This is a genomic window from Aeromonas sp. R4-2, from assembly GCF_040908295.1.
Classification (GTDB): Bacteria; Pseudomonadota; Gammaproteobacteria; order Enterobacterales; family Aeromonadaceae; genus Aeromonas; species Aeromonas veronii.
Genome location: NZ_JBFODL010000016.1, coordinates 98,818 through 120,236, shown reverse-complemented (window position 1 = coordinate 120,236; position 21,419 = coordinate 98,818). Strand labels below are relative to the sequence as shown.

23 protein-coding genes are annotated in these 21,419 nt (G+C 57.4%); 17 read left to right on the top strand and 6 right to left on the bottom strand.

Annotated elements, in window-relative coordinates:
- Nucleotides 1-78 precede the first annotated feature (78 nt).
- The gene (gene mdh / locus AB5Y99_RS15365) at nt 79-1,014 is read left to right on the top strand and encodes a malate dehydrogenase (protein WP_005340384.1); all 936 of its coding nucleotides are present in this window, start codon (nt 79-81) and stop codon (nt 1,012-1,014) included.
- Nucleotides 1,015-1,412: 398 nt separating this feature from the next.
- On the top strand, nt 1,413-1,997 hold the full coding sequence (locus AB5Y99_RS15360; RefSeq protein ID WP_088870238.1) for a tetratricopeptide repeat protein: 585 nt from the start codon (nt 1,413-1,415) through the stop codon (nt 1,995-1,997).
- Between the two features lie 99 nt (nt 1,998-2,096).
- On the opposite strand, the gene hmpA is transcribed toward AB5Y99_RS15360, so the two are convergent.
- Nucleotides 2,097-3,290: an NO-inducible flavohemoprotein gene (gene hmpA, locus AB5Y99_RS15355; RefSeq protein ID WP_159142998.1), complete on the bottom strand. Its 1,194-nt coding sequence runs from the start codon at nt 3,288-3,290 to the stop codon at nt 2,097-2,099.
- Between the two features lie 111 nt (nt 3,291-3,401).
- On the opposite strand from hmpA, the gene AB5Y99_RS15350 reads away from it, so the two are divergent.
- Complete coding sequence (locus AB5Y99_RS15350) at nt 3,402-3,872, top strand: Rrf2 family transcriptional regulator (RefSeq protein ID WP_005340388.1); 471 nt, start codon at nt 3,402-3,404, stop codon at nt 3,870-3,872.
- Between the two features lie 40 nt (nt 3,873-3,912).
- Here AB5Y99_RS15350 and AB5Y99_RS15345 read toward each other — a convergent pair whose 3' ends face one another.
- Nucleotides 3,913-5,193, bottom strand: a complete 1,281-nt coding sequence (locus AB5Y99_RS15345) for an HlyC/CorC family transporter (RefSeq protein ID WP_005348906.1) — start codon at nt 5,191-5,193, stop codon at nt 3,913-3,915.
- Nucleotides 5,194-5,235: 42 nt separating this feature from the next.
- Complete coding sequence (gene ccsA, locus AB5Y99_RS15340; protein ID WP_159142999.1) at nt 5,236-6,024, bottom strand: inner membrane protein YpjD; 789 nt, start codon at nt 6,022-6,024, stop codon at nt 5,236-5,238.
- Between the two features lie 202 nt (nt 6,025-6,226).
- Between ccsA and ffh the strand changes: the two genes are divergently transcribed.
- The 5 genes from ffh to rplS all read left to right on the top strand — a co-directional run bounded on the left by ffh (nt 6,227) and on the right by rplS (nt 9,739).
- Nucleotides 6,227-7,603 (top strand): signal recognition particle protein, encoded by a 1,377-nt coding sequence (ffh, locus tag AB5Y99_RS15335; protein WP_005340391.1) that lies wholly within the window; start codon nt 6,227-6,229, stop codon nt 7,601-7,603.
- Between the two features lie 177 nt (nt 7,604-7,780).
- Nucleotides 7,781-8,029, top strand: coding sequence for a 30S ribosomal protein S16 (gene rpsP / locus AB5Y99_RS15330; RefSeq protein WP_005340392.1), 249 nt, complete (start codon nt 7,781-7,783; stop codon nt 8,027-8,029).
- Between the two features lie 24 nt (nt 8,030-8,053).
- Entirely contained in the window at nt 8,054-8,575 is a 522-nt protein-coding gene (gene rimM / locus AB5Y99_RS15325) for a ribosome maturation factor RimM (RefSeq protein WP_139494930.1), read from the top strand.
- Nucleotides 8,576-8,609: 34 nt separating this feature from the next.
- Nucleotides 8,610-9,359, top strand: a complete 750-nt coding sequence (gene trmD, locus AB5Y99_RS15320) for a tRNA (guanosine(37)-N1)-methyltransferase TrmD (RefSeq protein ID WP_005340400.1) — start codon at nt 8,610-8,612, stop codon at nt 9,357-9,359.
- A gap of 32 nt (nt 9,360-9,391) precedes the next feature.
- The gene (rplS, locus tag AB5Y99_RS15315) at nt 9,392-9,739 is read left to right on the top strand and encodes a 50S ribosomal protein L19 (RefSeq protein ID WP_005313505.1); all 348 of its coding nucleotides are present in this window, start codon (nt 9,392-9,394) and stop codon (nt 9,737-9,739) included.
- A 108-nt stretch (nt 9,740-9,847) separates the two neighbouring features.
- On the opposite strand, the gene AB5Y99_RS15310 is transcribed toward rplS, so the two are convergent.
- Both AB5Y99_RS15310 and mutH read right to left on the bottom strand, forming a co-directional pair.
- Nucleotides 9,848-10,171 (bottom strand): isoamylase early set domain-containing protein, encoded by a 324-nt coding sequence (locus AB5Y99_RS15310; RefSeq protein ID WP_005348910.1) that lies wholly within the window; start codon nt 10,169-10,171, stop codon nt 9,848-9,850.
- An 80-nt stretch (nt 10,172-10,251) separates the two neighbouring features.
- Nucleotides 10,252-10,926 carry a DNA mismatch repair endonuclease MutH gene (mutH, locus tag AB5Y99_RS15305; RefSeq protein WP_042084339.1) on the bottom strand — a complete coding sequence of 225 codons (675 nt, stop codon included), beginning with the start codon at nt 10,924-10,926 and terminating at the stop codon, nt 10,252-10,254.
- Nucleotides 10,927-11,659: 733 nt separating this feature from the next.
- On the opposite strand from mutH, the gene rppH reads away from it, so the two are divergent.
- The 8 genes from rppH to AB5Y99_RS15265 all read left to right on the top strand — a co-directional run bounded on the left by rppH (nt 11,660) and on the right by AB5Y99_RS15265 (nt 19,258).
- On the top strand, nt 11,660-12,187 hold the full coding sequence (rppH, locus tag AB5Y99_RS15300; RefSeq protein ID WP_005340421.1) for an RNA pyrophosphohydrolase: 528 nt from the start codon (nt 11,660-11,662) through the stop codon (nt 12,185-12,187).
- 14 nt (nt 12,188-12,201) lie between these two features.
- On the top strand, nt 12,202-14,481 hold the full coding sequence (ptsP, locus tag AB5Y99_RS15295; protein ID WP_368210059.1) for a phosphoenolpyruvate--protein phosphotransferase: 2,280 nt from the start codon (nt 12,202-12,204) through the stop codon (nt 14,479-14,481).
- Nucleotides 14,482-14,548: 67 nt separating this feature from the next.
- Nucleotides 14,549-15,373 carry a prolipoprotein diacylglyceryl transferase gene (lgt, locus tag AB5Y99_RS15290; RefSeq protein ID WP_031227775.1) on the top strand — a complete coding sequence of 275 codons (825 nt, stop codon included), beginning with the start codon at nt 14,549-14,551 and terminating at the stop codon, nt 15,371-15,373.
- A complete protein-coding gene (gene thyA, locus AB5Y99_RS15285; RefSeq protein WP_019445582.1) occupies nt 15,373-16,167 on the top strand; it encodes a thymidylate synthase in 795 nt (264 codons plus the stop codon). The genes lgt and thyA overlap by 1 nt, the downstream gene beginning before the upstream one ends.
- Nucleotides 16,168-16,390: 223 nt before the next feature.
- Complete coding sequence (gene nhaA / locus AB5Y99_RS15280; protein ID WP_005348917.1) at nt 16,391-17,581, top strand: Na+/H+ antiporter NhaA; 1,191 nt, start codon at nt 16,391-16,393, stop codon at nt 17,579-17,581.
- Nucleotides 17,578-17,985, top strand: a complete 408-nt coding sequence (locus AB5Y99_RS15275) for a hypothetical protein (protein ID WP_005348920.1) — start codon at nt 17,578-17,580, stop codon at nt 17,983-17,985. The genes nhaA and AB5Y99_RS15275 overlap by 4 nt, the downstream gene beginning before the upstream one ends.
- Nucleotides 17,972-18,904 carry a transcriptional activator NhaR gene (nhaR, locus tag AB5Y99_RS15270; RefSeq protein WP_005340434.1) on the top strand — a complete coding sequence of 311 codons (933 nt, stop codon included), beginning with the start codon at nt 17,972-17,974 and terminating at the stop codon, nt 18,902-18,904. Before AB5Y99_RS15275 ends, nhaR begins: the two co-directional genes overlap by 14 nt.
- A 51-nt stretch (nt 18,905-18,955) precedes the next feature.
- Nucleotides 18,956-19,258 (top strand): metalloregulator ArsR/SmtB family transcription factor, encoded by a 303-nt coding sequence (locus tag AB5Y99_RS15265; protein ID WP_013724128.1) that lies wholly within the window; start codon nt 18,956-18,958, stop codon nt 19,256-19,258.
- Between the two features lie 49 nt (nt 19,259-19,307).
- Here the strand turns inward: AB5Y99_RS15265 and rpsT are convergent, their stop codons facing one another.
- On the bottom strand, nt 19,308-19,571 hold the full coding sequence (gene rpsT / locus AB5Y99_RS15260) for a 30S ribosomal protein S20 (protein ID WP_005308808.1): 264 nt from the start codon (nt 19,569-19,571) through the stop codon (nt 19,308-19,310).
- Nucleotides 19,572-19,762: 191 nt separating this feature from the next.
- On the opposite strand from rpsT, the gene murJ reads away from it, so the two are divergent.
- Nucleotides 19,763-21,325, top strand: a complete 1,563-nt coding sequence (murJ, locus tag AB5Y99_RS15255) for a murein biosynthesis integral membrane protein MurJ (RefSeq protein WP_368210057.1) — start codon at nt 19,763-19,765, stop codon at nt 21,323-21,325.
- Nucleotides 21,326-21,419 lie beyond the last annotated feature (94 nt).

The window sequence follows — 21,419 nt, the reverse complement described above, 5'->3', positions numbered from 1 at the left end:
TTTTTATGGGGGGATCCATTAAGGTTGGGCGCACAACAACAAACAACCTTAAACCTACGCTTAAACATGGAGTTGATCATGAAAGTTGCCGTTCTGGGTGCCGCTGGTGGCATCGGTCAAGCCCTCGCTCTGCTGTTGAAAAACCGTCTGCCGGCTGGCTCCGAGCTGAGCCTGTATGACATCGCCCCGGTCACCCCGGGTGTGGCCGTTGACCTCAGTCATATTCCTACCGACGTCGCCATCAAGGGCTTCTGCGGTGAAGATCCGACTCCTGCGCTGGTTGGGGCCGATGTGGTGCTGATCTCCGCCGGTGTGGCACGCAAGCCGGGGATGGATCGCTCCGACCTGTTCAATATCAACGCCGGTATCGTCAAGAATCTGGTCGAGAAGTGCGCGGCCACTTGCCCGAAAGCACTGATTGGCATCATCACCAACCCGGTCAACACCACTGTGGCTATCGCCGCCGAAGTGCTGAAGAAAGCCGGTGTCTATGACAAGCGTCGCCTGTTCGGTGTCACCACCCTGGACGTGATCCGCGCCGAGACCTTCGTGGCCGCTGCCAAAGGGTTGAACATCGACAAAGTACGCGTCAACGTGATCGGTGGTCACAGTGGCGTCACCATCCTGCCGCTGCTCTCCCAGATTGAAGGTGCCTCCTTCACTGCTGAAGAAGTGGCAGCCATGACCAAGCGCATCCAGAATGCCGGTACCGAAGTGGTGGAAGCCAAAGCCGGTGGCGGTTCTGCGACCCTCTCCATGGGTCAGGCGGCTTGCCGTTTCGGTCTCTCCCTCATCAAGGGTCTGCAGGGCGAAGCCAACGTTGTTGAGTGCGCCTACGTGGAAGGCAACGGCGAGCACGCCACCTTCTTCGCACAGCCGGTACTGCTGGGCAAGAACGGCGTCGAAACCGTACTGGATTACGGCAAGCTGAGCGCGTTCGAGCAGGAAGCGATGGAAGGCATGCTGGCTACCCTGAAAGCCGATATCCAGCTGGGTGTCGATTTCGTCAAGTAAGCGGGTCAACCGTGCCAACAAGGGAGCTTCGGCTCCCTTTTGTATTGATGAGATCCGCCCGGAAGGCTAAGGCTAAGGGGATGGGGCTTGGTGCCGATAACAGAGTGCAGCAGGAGATCCTTATGATGAAACCCCTTACCCTACTCATTCTTGTCGGTGCATTCACCGCGCCCCTCTATGGTGCCGAGGCGGTATCGGCTGCCGTATCGAGCGATGCGCCTGCAGCAAGTGCATCGGCACCGACCGCAAGCAGTGCTGCGGTGGCGGCCCCTGTCTCTGCTGCTACGCCAGCACCCTCTGAGGCAGTCCCCGTCTTGCTTCCGGCTGAGCCGGTCACACCCGTTGCCAGCAGTGGCGAGGGGGCCGCGCCGCTGCCAAAACCGGCTGAGCCTGTCGCTGTGGTTGCGCCTCCCGCGCCTCTGGCCGCTGGCGAGTTGCAGGCGGTGCCGCTCTATCGTCAGGACGAGCTGCTCAACTGGATTGAGCAGGGGCGTCACCTCACTCAGGTTAAACAGGATCGCTGTCAGCTGACTCAGGATATCGAAGCGCGCGCCTCGGTGATGAAGATCCCGGCCTATCAATTCCTCTGGGGGGATATGCTGGCGTGGGGTGTCTGCACCAAATCCAATGCTGAGCTCGGGGTGCAATATATGTGGGAGGCGGCCAATCAGGGTTTGGCGCCGGCGCTGGAGCAACTGGGTCGCTACTACTGGAAAGGAACTTTGGTGCAGAAGGATTTGGTGCGAGCCGAAACACTGATGCGCGAGGCGGCCAGCCTCGGTTTTCTGCGGGCTCGCATCGAGTGGGTCGAGATGCTGTTGCAGGGGATGGGCAGTCCGCTTGATTATGAGGATGCTTACCGTTGGCTCCATGGCGCTGTCATAGGTGACAAGGCGCTGCACCAGAAGGCGGCGAGTCTGCTCAACCGTCTTGGCAACCGGATGCCGGCCAACGTGGTGGCCCGCGCCAAGGCGATGCACTGATCCAAAAAAATGACCCACAGGTCTGCACCTGTGGGTCCGGTTCCAGCCGCCGTGCCATGACAGGCCGGAACCTCCCTCTGTTATATGGCTGCCCGCGCCTTAGAGATCTTGATGGGGGCCAAAAACTTCGTAATGGAGCTGCCCCGTTGGTACCCCAGCAGCCAGCAGCTGCCGCTTGATCTCTTGCATGAAGCCGACAGGGCCACAGAAGTAGTAGTGGGCCTCTGGCGTGATGCGCTCCTTCACGGCAGTCAGATCCATGGTGCCGGCCAGGTCGTAATCTTCGCTCTGCACATCACTGGCCTCCGGCTCCCTATACCAGACCCGGCTCAGCAAGTTGGGATGCTGGCGGGATTTTTGCTGAATATCCTCCCGGAAGGCGTGTACAGCGCCCTGTTCGCAGGCGTGCAGGCAGGTGACATCAGCCTGATGGCCGTTCGCCAGCAGCTGGTTGAGCATGCTCATCATCGGCGTCACGCCGACACCGGCGGAGAGCAGTACCACTGGGGTCTGGCTGTCGGCTTTCAGGTAGAAATCGCCGGTAGGGGGCATCACCTCGATCTTGTCACCCGCCTGCAGGTGATCGTGCAGCAGGTTGGAGACCTGACCCTGCGGCTCACGCTTGACGCTGATGCGGTAATCCTGCCCGTTGGGGGCATCGGAGAGGGAGTATTGGCGGATCTCCTGATATTCCAGCTCGGGGTGAACCAGCTTGATGCTGAGGTATTGGCCCGGTTTGAAGGTCAGTACCGGCTTGCCATCTTCCGGCGCCAGCAGGAAGGAGGTGATGAGTTCGCTCTCGGCTCGCTTCTCCTTGATGATGAAGGTGCGGGTACCTTGCCAGCCGCCATCCTGATTGGCCTTCTCCTGATAGATCTCTCGCTCGCGGCCGATGAAGATGTCTGCCAGCACGCCATACGCCTTGCCCCATGCCTCCAGCACCTCGTCGGTGACCGCACTTCCGCCCAATTCTTTGAGCGTGGCCAAGAGATGACTACCTACAATGTGATATTGTTCCGGCTGGATCAGGAATCCGGTATGTTTGTGCGCAATCCGCTCGACCGCACCGGCGAGCGCTCCCAGATTGTCGATATTCTTTGCATACGCGGCGACTGCATTGAACAGGGCCAGCGGCTGGCCGCCACTGCGTTGATGGGCCAGGTTGAAGATATCTTTCAGCTCCGGGTTATGGCTGAACATCCGCTGGTAGAAGTGCTGGGTGAGGGCAGGGCCTGCCGATTCGAGCAGCGGAATGGTGCTTTTGATGACGGCAACGGTGGTTTGATCTAGCATAGGGGCCTCGTTCTAATTGAACATATAAAATGTCATTTAATAAGTGGCATCCTAGATGTTTATTTGATTTGAATCAATACTCCACTTTTCGCATCGCGCTAATCAGGTTTTATGAGACTAACCAGTTATACAGATTTTGGATTGAGAGCCCTGCTCTATCTTGCCACCCTGCCGGAAGGGGAGTTGTCGAGCGTTGCCAAGGTATCGGCCCTGTATGGCGTTTCCCGCAACCACATGGTGAAGGTGGTCAATCAGCTGGTGAAGCTGGGCTATCTGCAATCCCAGCGTGGCAAGAATGGCGGTATTCGTATGGCTTGCGATCCCGCCACCATCAATATCGGGCAGGTGATCAGGGCGCTGGAAGGCAATCTGGACGGCATTGACTGCGGCTCGCCCGCTTGTCACATCGTCTCTGTCTGTCTGCTCAAGAGTGCGCTGAAAGAGGCGATGGATGCGTTTCTGGCGGTGATGGACAGCTATACGCTGCAAGACCTGCTGGCCAACCGCGACGAGTTGCAACGGGTGTTTGGCGAGTTGATCCCGACGCTGGTGCTGGAGCCGGATGATGAAGATGAACAGTGACGATGAGCAATAGAAAAGGGCTGCCACTGGCAGCCCTTTTTCAATCTTGCGAATCCGACTCCGCTCGGTACGATGCCGGCATAATCCGCGCCATCTTGACCATATTGTTCTCCACATCGAGGATCTCGATAGGATAACCGGCCAGCCGGATCCCGATGTTGGGCTGGGGGATCTCTTCCAGATATTCGAGGATCAGACCGTTGAGGGTACGTGGGCCGTCGATGGGCAGATGCCAGTTCATCTCCTTGTTCAGCTCACGAATATTGGCTGAGCCTTCGACCAGATAAGAACCATCTGACTGGGGGTGGATCTCGTCGCTCGGCGCTGGCGTCATGGAGGTGGTAAAGTCGCCCACGATCTCTTCCAGAATGTCGTCCAGAGTGATTAGCCCCTGAATATCGCCGTATTCGTCGACGATCAGGCCAATTCGCTCCTTGTTGCGTTGGAATTTGGCCAGTTGCACGTTGAGCGGCGTTCCTTCCGGAATGAAGTAGATCTCGTCCACTTCCCGCAACAGGCTCGATTTGTTGAACTGATCCCTGGCTACCAGTCGCAGGGCATCGCGCGCGTGCAAAAAGCCGACAACGTCGTCGATATTGTCGCGATAGAGCAGGATCTTGGTGTGAGCGCAGTGGGCCAGCTGGCGCTGGATGCTCTTCCAGTCATCGTTGATGTCGATGGCGTAGATATCGCTGCGTGGCACCATGATGTCCTCGACCAGCATCTTGTCGAGATCCAGAATGCTCAGCAGCATCTCTTGATGACGCTGGGGGATCAGGTTACCCGCCTCATTGACGATGGTGCGCAGTTCCTCGGTGTTGAGGGAGTCATCCTTGTTAGGATTGATCTTCAGCATCTTGAGCAGGCCGCTGGTGATGCCGTTGATCAGCCAGACCAGCGGCGAGAGCGGCACCATCAGCCCTTTGAGGATCCAGGAGGCGGGATAGGCGATCTTCTCCGGAAACATGGCTGCCAGGGTCTTGGGGGTCACTTCACCGAATACCAGTACCACCAGCGTCAGGCCGAAGGTGGCAATGGCGACCCCGAGATCACCAAACAGCCGGATACAGACGATGGTGGCGATGGCGGAGGCGAGGATATTGACCAGATTATTGCCGATCAGGATCAGTCCCAGCAGGCGATCGGGGCGGGCGAGCAGTTGCTCGACGCGACGTGCGGCTTTGTGTTTGGTCTGTGCCAGATGCCGCAGTTTGTAGCGGTTGATGGACATCAGGCCGGTTTCGGCACTGGAGAAAAAGGCGGAAAGAAGGATCAAGATAACGAGAACAATCAGTAATGTACTCGTTGAGATGCTGTCCAAAAAGGGCTCCTGTTGGATGGTATGGCTAAAAGAGTATAGGTGTCAGCTCAACAGCACTTCTTTGACGAAGCGGCTGCCAAAGTAGGCAAGAGTCAGGATGAAGCTGCCGATCAGACTGAGCGTGATGACTTTGCGGCCGCGCCAGCCATAGGTGTGATGACCCCACAGCAGCAACACGTAAACACACCATGCCAGGATGGAGAGTACTGCCTTGTGAGACTTGCCCTGGGCGAACATATCTTCGAGGAAGAAGAGGCCGGAGGCGATGGATAGTGTCAGCAGCAGCACCCCTGCAGAGATCAACTGAAACAGCCGTTTCTCCACCGTCATCAGTGGCGGCATGGCTGGCAGATTACTGATTTTTCTCGATTTAAGCTGCTTGTCCAAACAGGCGAGCTGCAGCGCAAACAGACAGGCGATCATCAATACCGAGTAGGCCATCAGGGCGAGGCCGATGTGCAGCAACAGCTGGGGGTGGGCCTCCAGATGGGTTATGTAGCGACTCGGGATCAAGGCGCTGGCAGCCAGCAACAGGGCCGAGAAGCTGTAGACCACCGGCAGCAGGATCCAGCCGTTGAAGCGGCGGGTCACGCAGGTCATGAAGCAACTGATGATGAGGCTGACCAGCGAGGCAACGTTTAGCATGCTCAGGTTCTGGCCGTAACTCTGCAATACCTCTGAACCGAGGGCGCTGGCGTGGGCGATCAGGGCCAATCCGATACAGGCAAACAGGGAGCGCTGTCCCACCGGCTTGGCGCTCAGTAACAGATGCAGGGAGGCGATGATGGCCAGCAGATAAAACGCCAGGGCCAGAACAGAGATTACGATCATAACCAGGTCGTTGTTGCACAAGCTTTTGAGGGTAAGAGGGGCAGTATACCTTGCACGAGAAGTGCTCGCCAGTTGTGCAACGGCCGATCTGCCCATATATAAGGAGAAGGTCCCTGCTGCTGCGGTGCGGTGAATAATCGTCCTCGCGCCCGCTCTGGGTTATAATGCCCCCAATTTATTACGCCAAGAACCGGAATCCGTCATGTTTGAGAATTTGACTGAACGACTCTCGCGCACCTTGCGCAATGTCAGTGGCCGTGGTCGCCTGACCGAAGACAATATCAAGGAAACCCTGCGTGAAGTCCGCATGGCGCTGCTCGAGGCTGATGTCGCCCTGCCGGTCGTGCGTGATTTCGTCGCGCGTGTCAAAGAGCGCGCAGTCGGGCAGGAAGTGGCCAAATCCCTGAGCCCGGGCCAGGCATTCATCAAGATTGTGCACGGTGAACTGGTTACCGTGATGGGGGAGGCCAACGAACAGCTCAACCTGGCTGCCCAGCCGCCCGCCATCATCCTGATGGCCGGTCTGCAGGGTGCAGGTAAGACCACCACAGTTGGCAAACTGGCCAAGCTGCTCAAAGAGCGCAGCAAGAAGAAAGTGTTGGTGGTCAGTGCCGACGTCTATCGCCCTGCGGCGATCAAGCAGCTGGAGACCCTGGCCAGCGACATCGGCGTCGACTTCTTCCCGAGCGATGCCAGTCAGAAGCCGGTCGACATCGCGACCGCTGCCATCGATCAGGCGCGCAAGAAATTCTATGACGTGGTTATCGTCGATACCGCCGGTCGTCTGCACGTTGATAGCGAGATGATGGCCGAGATCCAGGATCTGCATGCCACCATCAAGCCGGTCGAGACCCTGTTCGTGGTGGATGCCATGACAGGTCAGGATGCCGCCAACACCGCCAAGGCATTCAATGAAGCGCTGCCGCTCACCGGTGTCATCCTTACCAAGGCGGATGGCGATGCCCGTGGTGGTGCTGCACTGTCGGTGCGCCACATCACCGGCAAGCCGGTCAAGTTTATCGGTATGGGTGAAAAGACCGATGCGCTGGAGCCGTTCCACCCGGATCGTCTTGCCTCCCGCATCCTCGGTATGGGCGATGTGCTCTCTCTGATCGAGGAAGTCGAGCGCAACGTCGATAAAGAGAAAGCGGCCAAGCTGGCCAGCAAGGTCAAGAGTGGCAAAGGCTTCGATCTGGAAGATTTCCGCGAGCAGCTGGCCCAGATGCGCAACATGGGCGGCATGATGGGGATGCTCGACAAGCTGCCCGGCATGTCCGGTCTGCCGGATAACGTGAAAGATCAGATGGATGACAAGCTCACCGTGCGGATGGAGGCCATCATCAGCTCCATGACGCCGAAGGAGCGCGCCCACCCCGATCTCATCAAGGGTTCCCGCAAACGCCGTATCGCCGCAGGTTCCGGCATGCAGGTGCAGGATGTGAACAAGCTGCTCAAGCAGTTCACCGAGATGCAGCGCATGATGAAGAAAATGTCCGGTAAAGGCGGCATGCGCAAGATGATGAGCCAGATGAAGAACATGATGCCCCCCGGTTTCGGTGGCGGTCGCGGCCCGTTCTGATCCGGCCTGCGTGTTGATGGGGGTCTGCTGCGGTAGGCCCCTTTTCATTGCAGCTCTGCGCAAAAAATGGCTGGCTTGGTTGCAATTATTACGAATCCAAGTAGAATTACGCGGCTTATTTTAAGCTAGGGTCCGCGTGTTTGCGGGCCTTGTTCATTAGATGTTAATGAGGACGATATGGTAACCATTCGTTTACAACGTGGTGGCGCGAAAAAGCGTCCGTTCTACCAGGTAGTAGTTTCTGACAGCCGTTGCGCCCGTGACGGTCGCTTCATCGAGCGCGTTGGTTTCTTCAACCCGGTTGCTGCTGGTCAAGCTGAAAAGCTGAACCTGGACCTGGCTCGTATCGAGCATTGGGTTGCTACTGGTGCCGCTGTTTCTGACCGCGTTGCCAAGCTGATCAAAGACGCTAAAAAAGCTGCTTAATCAGCCCAACGGTAAGGAGTTAAGGTGGATAAACCTGTAGTTCTGGGCACCCTGGGTACCGTTTATGGCATCAAGGGCTGGCTTAAAGTGAACTCCTTCACCGATGTTGCCGAAGCGATTTTCGATTACAACCCTTGGCTGATTAATCAGAACGGGGCGTGGCGTGAAATTCGGGTTTCATCCTGGAAACGTCACAACAAGGGTCTGATCTGCAAACTCGATGGTATCGATGTGCGCGAAGATGCCCTGGCATTGACCAATGTCGAGATTGGCGTACCCGCCGATCTGTTGCCTGCGTTGCCTGAAGGTGAGTTCTACTGGCGTGACCTGATTGGTTGCTCCGTGGTGACCACCAAGGGATACGACCTGGGCAAGGTGACCGAATTGATGGAAACCGGCTCCAACGATGTGTTGGTGGTTGAGGCCAATGTAAAAGATGCCTTTGGTGCAAAGGAGCGGTTGATTCCGTTCCTGGAAGAGCAGGTGATCAAGAATATTGATCTGACTGCTCGAACAATCGAAGTTGATTGGGATCCTGGTTTCTAGTTTCCCGCGCTAACACGGGTGCCGGAGGTTTCTTATGTGGATTGGGGTCATTAGCCTCTTCCCTGAAATGTTCCGAGCCATTACCGAGCACGGGGTAACGGGTCGGGCCGTCAAGAGTGGCCTGCTGCAGATTGAGTGCTGGAACCCCCGGGAGTTTACCCACGATAAACACCGTACGGTCGATGATCGTCCTTATGGTGGTGGGCCCGGCATGTTAATGATGGTTCAGCCGCTGCGTGACGCGATTCATGCAGCCAAGCAAGCGGCGGGAGACGGGGCGAAAGTCATCTATCTCTCTCCTCAGGGACGCAAGCTGACTCAAGCGGGCGTAACCGAGTTGGCGACGAATCAGAAACTGATTCTGGTAGCCGGTCGATACGAAGGTATCGATGAACGCGTGATACAAACCGAAGTCGACGAAGAGTGGTCTATCGGGGATTACGTGTTAAGTGGTGGCGAGTTGCCTGCCATGACCCTGATCGATGCGGTTTCGCGTCTGGTCCCCGGGGTTTTGGGCGATCAGGCCAGTGCCGAGCAAGACTCCTTCACGGATGGCTTGCTGGATCATCCCCACTATACTCGGCCGGAGGTGTTGGATGGATTGGCGGTGCCCGAGGCGCTGACAAGCGGCAATCACGAAGTGATTCGACGCTGGCGTCTCAAGCAGTCGCTCGGACGAACCTGGCAAAGAAGGCCGGAACTTATTAACAACCTAGCTCTGACTGACGAGCAAGAATCACTTCTTGCCGAGTATGTCCGCGAAGTGCGTGACAGCGTTAAGTAGAGTTTTCAGTTTATCCTAGGTAAGGAAAGACAATGAGCAAGATTATTCAGCAGCTTGAACAAGAGCAACTGCGTACCGACATCCCGGCTTTTGCCCAGGGCGACACTGTACGTGTTCAAGTTCGTGTTAAAGAAGGTGGTAAAGAGCGTCTGCAGGCTTTCGAAGGCATCGTTATTGCCAAGCGTAACCGCGGTCTGCACTCTGCTTTCACCGTTCGCAAGATCTCCAACGGCGAAGGTGTTGAGCGTGTATTCCAGACTCACTCTCCGCTGATCCACAGTGTAGAACTGAAGCGTCGTGGTGATGTTCGCCGCGCCAAACTGTACTACCTGCGCAACCTGTCCGGCAAAGCTGCTCGTATCAAAGAGAAGCTCAACTAATTCGATTCGAATTGGTGTCGGTATGTCGGCAAATAGCTCGACAGGTAGTGAAAAGGCTCGCCAATGGCGAGCCTTTTTTGTATCCGTCTATTGGCTATCTGGGAGCCGTTACTGGATGACCCGAACTACCGAGTTGTCTCGCCCGAAGGGGCCAGGCACATAGTCGTCCGCAGCCCAGTCATTCTCGTAGAGGGTTTCCCCTGCCGGAGTGATGAGCTGGTAGCAATATTCAAAGTACCCCGGGCCGTCGGTCGGCAGATTGAGGGTGGCTTTGAACTCGCCGCTCTTCATGCGTTTCAGCTCGACCGGTTGCCACTGGGTGAACTCGCCGATCAGCATCACCTGTTCTGCCCCAGCAGCCGCCTCTTTCTCTACGGCAAAGGTCACCTTGACCTCGGGCTTGGACTTCAAAAACTGTTTGATCAGTGGCATGACGCCTCCTTGTCTGTGAGTTAAAAATGGCTCCTGTCTATTTTTATACCACCATATGACAAAGATGTTGATAAGGCAGATCAAGTCGGCAAGGCAAAATAGCGTTGCAGCAAACTGTGGGTGAAGTCGATCTTGAGATAGAAGCCGCGGGGCAGGGTCATGATGGGTTGACCATCGCGGCCGATGGCACGAGTCAGCGCCTTGTTGTTGGCCGCCTTGGGCCGCAGTTGCATCACCTGGCCGTGGCGTGCGCTGATCTGCTCCACTTCTCCCAGCACTATCATGTCCATCAGCTCCTCCCAGTCCTGACGCAGTAGTCGATCTTCCTCTTCATTCGGGCTCCACATCAGCGGCATGCCGACCCGCCGCTCGCCAACCGGGATCTCGCGACTGCCTTCCACCGGGATCCAGAGCACCCGGGAGAGCTTGTTGCGCACGTTGGACTCCTCCCAGCGCTGGCCGCTGACGCCGATCAGCGGGGCAACGCAGACGAAGGTGGTCTCCAGCGGTTTGCCTTGAGGATCCACGGGGATCGTCTTGAGTTCGATCCCCAGTTCCGGGAAGTCCTGCTCTGGCTTGCTCCCGGCGCTGGCCCCCAGTTGCAGCTCGATCAACTGACCGACCCACCCCTTGTCACGGCGCAGGTCTTTGGGCACAGCGACGCCAGCCTCGGCGGCCAGCTGCGCCAGCGTGAAGCCGGCCATGGCATAGGCGCGGCTCAATAACTCCTGCTCGGATTGGGGATTGCTTGGCATAGTTGGCTCCATCTTGCTCGCCATATTCTAACAGGGGAGGATCCCGAGAAGGATCGCTGTTTTTATAACCGATCCTGAGTGGATAAGATCAAATGCAGAGAATTTGGGGGCTATCAGCTCATCGTGATGATTTTAAAGGGTTTTGTCTGTTTTATCGAGCAGTAAACCAGGTCTGGTTTGACCTCGAAATAGTTGTCCAAGGGTTTGTGCATGATGTTACACACAGTTATCCACAGAAATCTTGGATAAGTGGATGAAAGTGGGTGGAGTCGCTGATATGTTACAAAAAATTGTGAATGCCACCCCATTTTTACAGGGTAAACGGGGTAGATATTGTGCCACTCCTGTGGATAATTTCGCCGCGGTGGATCTTTGAGCAGTTGAACTTGTTCACAATCAGGATCATGGATCTGGCTCTTGGTGGAACATGGATCTAGATCCAGTTGTTTTATCTCAAGCTTATAAAAAATAATGATTTTTTATATTTTATGTCGCGTGGTGATACGGAGAGGCACTTTTCGCGTACAGTTAAAAAGTACTGTATATACCCGTTTGCTAACAGCTTTATGCACAGCCTGGGTGGGCAACTTGGGGGCGCGGATCCTTGGATTTGTTTATAAGTATGTTTGAAATTGAAAGTTATTCATGAAACAGGGGATTCACTCCTTGTTTGCTGCCACGGAGTGAATGTGGAACAATCTCCTTATAGATTCAGCCTTTATAAGGTGATCACGTGATTGATGGCGACGGATTTCGTCCCAATGTCGGTATCGTGATCTGTAACCGTGAAGGACAAGTGTTGTGGGCTAAACGCTATGGGCAGCACTCCTGGCAGTTTCCGCAGGGGGGGGTTGATGATGGTGAAACGCCAGAGCAGGCCATGTATCGAGAGCTTTATGAGGAGATTGGCCTCAAGCCCGAAGATGTGACCATCATGGCCACCAGTCGTAACTGGCTAAAGTACCGTTTACCCAAACGTCTTGTCCGCTGGGACAGTTCACCGGTCTGTATTGGCCAAAAACAAAAATGGTTCCTGTTACAGCTGAATTCGGGCAAGGAGTCGCGGATCCAGTTCGGCTGTCATGGCCATCCCGAATTTGACGACTGGCGTTGGGTCAGCTTCTGGTACCCGGTGCGTCAGGTCGTTTCGTTCAAGCGGGAGGTTTACCGCCGGGTCATGAAAGAGTTTGCCCCGCTGGCGATGCCAGTGCCGGCAGTGCAGGTCAACAAGAAGGATGGGCGGCGCAACCGCGCCCGTTAAGGAGCACAGATTAGTTGTTAACGGAACTGAGACGTATCGTCGAGAGCATGACCGAGGCCAATACCCTCGAACAGGCCTTGCAGGCATTGGTGAGCCAGACCCGGCACGCCATGGCAGTGGACTGCTGCTCCGTCTATGTCTCGGAACCCGAGGTGCGCCGCTATCGCCTGGCGGCTACCGACGGCTTGGCCCCGTCCGCGGTCGGCAAGGTGACCCTGCCTTACGAGCAAGGCATCGTCGGTCTGGTGGGTCAGCGGGAAGAGTTGATCAACCTGGCTGATGCCCCCGCGCACCCCAGCTTCAAATTCCTGCCCGATGTGGCCGAAGAGGCGTTTCGCTCCTTCCTCGGTGCCCCCATCATGCATCAGCGTCAGGTTGTCGGCATTCTGGTGGTGCAGCAGAAGGAGAGTCGCCGCTTCGATGAGGGGGAAGAGTCCTTCATGGTCACCCTGGCGGCCCAGCTGGCGGCGCGGATTGCCCAGGCGCAGGCCAAGGGGTGGTTGCAGAAGACCGACTGGAGCAAGCCGCTGCGCGGTATTGCCGGTGCCAGCGGTATCGCCATGGCCAAGGCCTGGGTGTGGCGGCCCCGTAAGGCGCTCTCGTCCATTACCCCGCGCAAGGATGAAGACCATGCCAGCCAGCTGGCGCGGCTGGAGCTGGCGGTTGAGGAAGTGCGGCACGACTTGGAGAGTCTGGCGCTGCGTTTTCGCGAGAGCTACAGCCAGGATTCGGTTGCCATCTTCGATATCTATCTCCATCTGCTGAACGATCCCGGCTACATCAAGCCTATTCGCAACAAGGTGAGCAAGGAGCACTGGACTGCGGTCTCTGCGGTCAAGCTCATCAGCGATCGCTTGATCGAGCAGTTCAAGGGGATGAAGGATCCCTACTTGCAGGAGCGCTCCACCGACGTGAAGGATATTGCCCAGCGGCTGATCAGCCGACTGGTGCAGAATGAACCTGAACATATCTCCATCGGTGAGCCGGTGGTGCTGGTTGCCGACGAGGTGACCGCCACCATTCTGGCGGAAGTGCCCCGCGAGTATCTGACCGGGGTGGTCTCGCTCAAGGGGGGGACCAACTCCCATGCGGCCATTCTGGCCCGCGCCATGGGGGTGGCCGCCATCATGGGGGTAGATCTGCCCCTTGGCGACATCGGCGGTCGCATGCTGGTCGTCGATGGCTACAGCGGCGATCTCTTCATCGAGCCCAATCAGGTGATCCTGACCGAGTATCGTCAGCTGCTGAGCGAAGAGCGGGCCCTCGATACCCTGGTGCGCAGTGTCGACAATCTGCCATCCGAGACGGCCGACGGCACCAAGGTCTCCCTGCTGCTCAATGCCGGTCTCAGCGCCGATACCGAGATCTCCCTCAATCAGCTGGCGGACGGGGTCGGGCTCTATCGCACCGAGATCCCCTTTATGCTGCAGGAGAGCTTCCCCTCCGAGTGGGAGCAGACTGCCCGCTATCGCGGCATTCTGGAGACCTACCGCAACCGGCCGGTCTGCATGCGGACGCTGGATGTGGGCGGCGACAAGCCGTTACCCTATTTCCCCATCGTCGAGGAAAACCCCTTCCTTGGCTGGCGGGGGATCCGGATCACCCTGGATCACCCCGAACTGTTTCTGGTGCAGCTCAAGGCTATGCTGCGGGCCAGTGAAGGGCTGGACAATCTGGCCATCATGCTGCCGATGATCAGCAGCGTCAGCGAAATCAAGGCCTCCCGTCGTCTGCTGGATCAGGCGTGGCGAGAGGTGTCGGAAGAGGCGGCGAGCCGCGATGCAGTGATCCGCTACCCCAGCCTCGGGGTGATGATCGAGGTGCCCTCAGCCCTCTTTATCTTGCCGGAGATGGCGCCGCTCATCGACTTCTGGTCGGTGGGCAGTAACGACCTGACCCAGTACCTGCTGGCGGTAGATCGCAACAATTCCCGGGTTGCCAACATCTACGATGCCTTCCATCCTGCGGTGATCCGCGCCCTGCAAAAGCTGGTTGATGCTTCCCACCGTTACCAGAAGCCGGTGTCGGTGTGTGGCGAACTGGCCGGTGATCCGGTCGGTGTATTGCTGCTGCTGGCCATGGGCTATCGCCGCTTCAGTATGAACACCCACAACATCGCCCGGATCAAGTACGTGCTGCGTCAATCCACCCTGAGCGAGTTGACCGAACTGATGGCCGATGGCCTCAAACATGACAACCCCCACGTACTGCGCGGCCTGTTTGCCCGCTATCTGGAGGAGCATGGTTTGGGCGGTTTGCTGCGAGCCGGTCATAAATCGAAACAGAGTGATTGATAATCATGCCTTGTCCCTGCTGACGAATGATCGGAAAATGCGGCTTTTATTTTGACTGGGGCCGCATATGCAGCACGATGGATATTGGGTTTTCTCGCAGATTGATCCCGTAGCATTCAGTTTGGGACCACTATCGGTACGCTGGTATGGTCTCATGTACCTGTTCGGTTTCGCGTTTGCCATGTGGCTTGCCGGCCGTCGCGCCGATGCGCCGAACAGCGGCTGGACCCGCAACGAGGTGTCGGATCTGCTGTTCTACGGTTTCCTCGGGGTGATCCTCGGCGGCCGTGTCGGTTACGTGCTGTTCTACAACTTCGATCTCTTCCTCGCGGATCCCACCTATCTGTTCAAGATCTGGACCGGCGGTATGTCGTTCCACGGTGGGCTGATCGGGGTGATCACCGCGATGATCTGGTTTGCCCACAAGACCAAGCGCCACTTCTTCACCGTGGCCGATTTTGTGGCACCGCTCATTCCGTTCGGTCTCGGCGTTGGCCGGATCGGCAACTTCCTCAACGGCGAGCTGTGGGGCCGGGTCACCGATGTGCCCTGGGCCATCATCTTTCCGGAGGCGGGTCCCGAGCCGCGTCATCCCTCCCAGCTCTACCAGTTCGCACTGGAAGGGGTGGTGCTGTTCATCATCCTCAACCTGTTCTGGCGCAAGAATCCGCCGCGCGGCGCCATCTCCGGCATGTTCCTGCTGTTCTACGGCCTGTTCCGCTTCCTGGTGGAGTTTGTGCGCCAGCCGGACAGCCAGCTCGGTCTCTACTTCCAGGAGATCAGCATGGGCCAGATCCTCTCCACCCCGATGATTATCGCCGGTGCCCTGATGATCTGGGCCGCCTACAAGCGTCCGCAGTTGTTCGGTAATGCCGTGAAGGAGGCGAAATAATGCGAGCTTATCTCGACCTGATGCAGAAAATCCTCGATGAGGGCACCGTCAAGTCAGACCGTACCGGCACCGGTACTGTCTCCCTGTTCGGCCATCAGATGCGCTTCAATCTGGCGGAAGGTTTCCCGCTGGTGACCACCAAGAAGTGCCATCTGCGCTCCATCATTCACGAGCTGCTCTGGTTCCTCAATGGCGATACCAATACCGCTTATCTGAAGGAAAACGGCGTCAGCATCTGGGATGAGTGGGCCGACGAGAATGGCGATCTGGGGCCGGTTTACGGCGCGCAGTGGCGCTCCTGGCCTGCGGCTGACGGGTCTGTCATCGACCAGATCCAGAAGGCGGTGGATGACATCAAGCACAACCCGGATTCGCGCCGCATCATCGTCTCCGCCTGGAACGTGGGCGAGCTGGACAAGATGGCGCTGGCTCCCTGCCACGCCTTCTTCCAGTTCTATGTGGCGGACGGCAAGCTCTCCTGCCAGCTCTACCAGCGCAGTTGCGATGTGTTCCTCGGCCTGCCGTTCAACATCGCCAGCTACGCCCTGCTGACCCACATGATGGCCCAGCAGTGCGATCTGGAAGTGGGTGACTTCGTCTGGACTGGCGGTGATGTGCACCTCTACTCCAACCACATGGAGCAGACTGCGCTGCAGCTCTCCCGCGAGCCGCGCCCGCTGCCGACCTTGGTGATCAAGCGCAAACCTGACTCCATCTTCGACTACAAGTTCGAGGATTTCGAGATCGAGGGTTATGACCCCCACCCCGGCATCAAGGCGCCCGTCGCCATCTGATAGCAAGGCGCCTCAGGGCGCCTTTTTTATGCAGTTAAATAATTGAAAATTCATTTTATTGATTAATAAGACGGTAGCCAGAGACGAGGAAAAACCTGCTTATAGCAGGTATGTTCTATTTTGCCTTCGGTTTTTTCGTTGTATTGAGCAGCAAGAAACGATTTTCCATTGGTTGTTGCAGGAGATAGACTCAAACCAAAGCAATACGGTGGAAAATTTAACCATGAGTGACGTAATCAAAAAGTTCCTGAAGCTGGAGGCCGCCTCCGGAATTATTCTGATCATGGCTGCCATGCTGGCAATGATTTTAGCCAATACCGCGCTGGCTGGCGGGTATCAGGCGTTTCTCGACACGCCGGTGCAGGTGCGCATCGCGGCCCTCGACATCAACAAGCCGCTGCTGCTCTGGATCAACGATGGCTTTATGGCGATCTTCTTCCTGCTGGTTGGTCTGGAAGTGAAGCGTGAAATGCTGGAAGGGGCGCTCTCGACCCGGGTTCAGGCGACCTTCCCGGCTATCGCTGCGGTGGGCGGCATGCTGGCTCCGGCCTTGATCTACGCCTTTTTCAACTATTCGGATGAAGTGGCGCGCGCTGGCTGGGCAATTCCGGCTGCGACCGACATCGCCTTTGCCCTCGGGGTGATGGCGCTGCTTGGCAAGCGGGTGCCGGTGAGCCTCAAGGTATTCCTGCTGGCGTTGGCCATCATGGATGACCTCGGCGTCATCATTATCATCGCGCTCTTCTATACCCAGCAGTTGTCGCTGGAGGCGCTGGCCATCGGTATTCTGGCAACCCTCACTCTGCTTTGGATGAATCGCCGTGGTGAGGACAGGATCAGCCTCTACATGCTGGTTGGTCTGGTGCTCTGGGTTGCGGTGCTCAAGTCTGGCGTCCATGCGACCCTGGCGGGTGTAGTGGTGGGCTTTATGGTTCCGCTTAACGGCAAGCGTTACGCCTCGCCGCTCAAGTATCTGGAGCATCAACTGCACCCCTGGAGTGCCTATCTGATCCTGCCTCTGTTTGCCTTTGCCAACGCCGGGGTATCGCTGGAAGGGATTGGTCTCTCCTCCCTGCTGAGTCCGGTACCTATGGGGATCATGCTGGGGCTGTTTATCGGCAAGCCGCTCGGGGTGTTCACCATCAGCTGGCTGTCGGTCAAGCTGGGCATCGCCCAGTTGCCGCCCGGGGTCAACTTCAAGCAGATTTTTGCGGTCAGCATCCTCTGTGGCATCGGGTTCACCATGTCGATGTTTATCGCGTCGCTCGCCTTCGAGCACGGTGGGCTGGATTACGGCAGCTACTCTCGCCTCGGGATCCTGGTGGGCTCCACCATGGCGGCGGTAGTCGGCTATCTGGCCTTGCGCATGGCCCTTCCCAAGGGTGAAGGGGAACAGAGTACGGAGGGACTATGAAGCTGCATACAGGGTTGTTGATGCTGTTGTTGAGCCCCGCGGCCTGGGCCGGCGGGCTGGAGGATTGCAAGCAGGACGCCACTTCGGCGAACTGCTCTGCCTATCTCAACGGGGTGGTAGACAGCGCCCTGCTGCTGGGGGACAAGCAGGCCAAGGCGCGCTTTGGCGAGACCTTCTCCGAGCGGGCGCTGAGCAGCCGGGCTGGCGAGATGGTAAAGCGTTCCAACAAGCGTTATTGCGCTGACCGGATGCCTGACAAGGCACGCCTCAAGGCCAGTCTGATGGAGCAGTTTGGCGCGAACAAGGTTGACTCGGTTAGCGACATGTATGACATTCTGGCGGTTGAACTCAGCTGCTACCGGAGTCCGCGTCAAGCGGGAACCCCATCGGATGTCACACCTTAACTACAACCATCTCTACTATTTCTGGATGACTCAGAAGAAGGGCTCCGTTACCCAGGCAGCGGAAGCCCTTTTTTTGACCCCGCAGACGGTCACCGGCCAGATCAAGCTGCTGGAGCAGCGCCTCGGGGGCAAGCTGCTCAAGCGCAAGGGGCGCTCTCTTGAGGCGACCGAGCTGGGCCAGCTGGTGTTTCGCTATGCCGACAAGATGTTCAGCCTCTCCTACGAGATGCTCGATATCGTCAACTACCGCAAGGAGAGCCAGATCCTGTTCGACGTCGGCATCGCCGATGCCCTCTCCAAGCGTCTTGCCAGCCGCGTGCTGCTCTCTGTCATCCCCAATGATGGTTCCATCCATCTGCGCTGTTTCGAATCGACCCACGAACTGCTGCTGGAGCAGCTGAGCGAACACAAGCTCGATATGATCCTCTCCGACTGTCCAGTGGACTCCAGCCAGCATGCGGGGCTGCTCTCCAAGCGGTTGGGCGGCTGTGGCGTCAGCTTCTTCTGCAAGGCGCCGCTGCCTGAAAAGCCCTTTCCCGCCTGTCTGGAAGAGCGCAAGCTGCTGATCCCCGGTCGCCGTACCGCCATGGGGCGTCAGCTGACCCAGTGGTTCGAGCAGCAGGGGGTTTCTCCCAGCATTCTTGGCGAGTTTGATGATGCCGCCTTGATGAAGGCGTTTGGCTTCTTCAATCAGGGTATCTTCATGGCTCCCACCATCTATCGGGAGGAGATCCTCGAGGGGGAGGGGGTGATGCTGATCGGGGAAACTCAGGATCTGATGGAGGAGTATTACGTCATCTTCGCCGAGCGGATGATCCAGCATCCGGCGGTGAAGCGGGTCTGCGAGAGCGATTTTACCTTTCTCTTTTCCGGGCAGGAGAACTTCTCCGCCATCCAGCCGGCCACCCTGTCGTTTTAAAACGGCCCGTCACCACGTATCATCGGCGATGAGTGGTAGAGGAGAGATGTGATGCAACTTGAAGAGATGGAAGCCAATGCGAGTAAAGCGGTGGCCTTGCTCAAGGCGCTGGCCAACGAACGGCGACTGTTTATTCTGTGCCAGTTGCTGGAGCGCGAACTGTCGGTGGGGGAGCTCAACGAGCGACTGGGATTGAGTCAGTCGGCCTTGTCACAGCATCTTGCGCTGCTGCGGCGGGATGAGCTGGTGACGACGCGCAAAGAGGCCCAGACAGTCTACTATTCGCTGCGCAGCCATGAGGTGCGTGAAATGATCAGTTTGCTGCATCGACTTTATTGCAGCGCAGATAAATAAAAAACCGGCACTAAGGCCGGTTTTTTCAGCTTTGATCAGCAGAAGCTGATTAAGCCATAGCTTTGATCTGGGCAGACAGGCGGCTCTTGTGACGAGCAGCTTTGTTCTTGTGGATCAGGCCTTTGGTCGCCATACGATCCATGATCGGCTGAGCAACAGCGAAAGCGGCAGTCGCAGCAGCTTTGTCGCCAGAGGCGATAGCAGCAATGACTTTCTTCAGGTAGGTACGGGTCATGGAACGACGGCTGGCGTTGTGCTGACGGCGTTTTTCTGACTGAAGAGCGCGCTTCTTAGCAGATTTGATGTTAGCCAAGGTAAAACTCCTAAAACTGTCTTAGCGAGTGTATTGAAAAGGCCCGGAAATATGCCCTTCCAACCACATATTGTCAAATGATTTGTGCAAATAAACACCGCCTCCCGGTGGTGTGTCAGTTGGGAGACGGTTAAACTGTCGGCCGATTCTAGCAGCATTCTTTTCATTCTGACAGTTCCAGAGGCCTCGTCTTGAGTAAGAAATTGATCAAATCCGGCATGATAGTGTCCGGAATGACGCTGGCATCCCGCGTAATGGGCTTGGTTCGCGATGTAGTCATCGCAAATCTGCTTGGTGCCGGGGTGGCCGCCGACGTCTTCTTTTTTGCCAATCGCATTCCCAACTTTCTGCGTCGTCTGTTCGCCGAAGGTGCCTTCAACCAGGCCTTTGTTCCCGTGATGACGGAGTACAAGAAAAATGGCGACGAGGGGGAAGTGCGTGAATTGCTGGCGGCGGTGGCGGGCACGCTGGGGGGGATAGTGACTGTGGTCACCCTGCTCGGTGTGCTGGGGTCGGGTGTGCTGACCGCGCTGTTTGGCTGGGGCTGGTTCTGGGACTGGCTGCATGGCGGCCCTGCGGCCGAGAAGTTCGAGCTCGCCAGTCTGATGCTCAAAATCACCTTCCCCTACCTCTGGTTTATCACTTTTACCGCCATGGCGGGAGCCATCCTCAACACCTTCGGCCGCTTTGCGGTCTCGTCGTTCACGCCGGTGTTTCTCAACATCACCATGATTGCGGCGGCCTGGTGGATTGCACCGCTGATGGACAAACCTGAGATCTCGCTGGCGATTGGTGTCTTTTTGGGTGGTTTGGTGCAGTTTCTGTTCCAGTACCCCTTTTTGCGCCAAATCAACATGCTGGTATGGCCCAAGTGGGGATGGAATCACCCGGGGGTGGTGAAGATCCGCACCCTGATGCTCCCGGCCCTGTTCGGGGTCTCGGTCAGCCAGATCAACCTGCTGGTCAACACCATGCTGGCTTCCTTCCTGGCGACTGGTGCCATCAGCTATCTCTACTACTCGGATCGCCTGCTGGAGTTCCCCCTCGGGCTGTTTGCGGTAGCCATCAGTACCGTGATCCTGCCTGCGCTGGCGAAAAAGCATGTGGATGCCGATCCGGCCGACTTCTCCCGCACCATGGATTGGGGGGTGCGGATGGTGATGCTGCTCGGCCTGCCCGCCATGATAGGCATTGCGGTGATGCGCGAGCCCATTTTGCGAGTGCTGTTCATGCGCGGCGAATTTGGCCTGCATGAAGTGGCCATGTCGAGCGCCAGCCTGCTGGCCTCCACTACCGGTCTGCTTTCCCTGATGCTGATCAAGGTGCTGGCGCCCGGTTACTACGCCCGTCAGGACACCAAGACGCCGGTGCGGATCGGGGTGATGTCGATGATTGCCAACATGGTCTGCAACCTCATCTTCATCTACCCGCTCGGTTACGTGGGGCTGGCGCTCTCGACCGCCTGCTCGGGCACTCTGAATGCGGCCTTGCTGTTCAAGGGGCTGTACCAGCAGAGCGTCTATCGTCCCTCCCGCCATACCGGCGTGTTCTGCCTCAAGCTGCTGGTCGCCAGCGTGCTGATGGGGGGCGTGCTCGCCTACCTGTCGCCGGATCTGGCCCAGTGGGGGGAATGGAGCATGGGCAAGGCCAGTTTGCAGCTGACCATGCTGCTGTCGCTGGGGGCTGCGGTCTATGCCGTGGTGTTGCTGCTGTTGGGCATTCGGCCGCATCACCTTAAATCGGGGCAGCAGTAGCCGTGATCCTGCGGCGTCATGGGGATAGTGCCCCATGGCGCCGCCAAGGGGCGGGATTGGGCCCGGATAGTTGAAATCAGGCTATGAGGGCTGA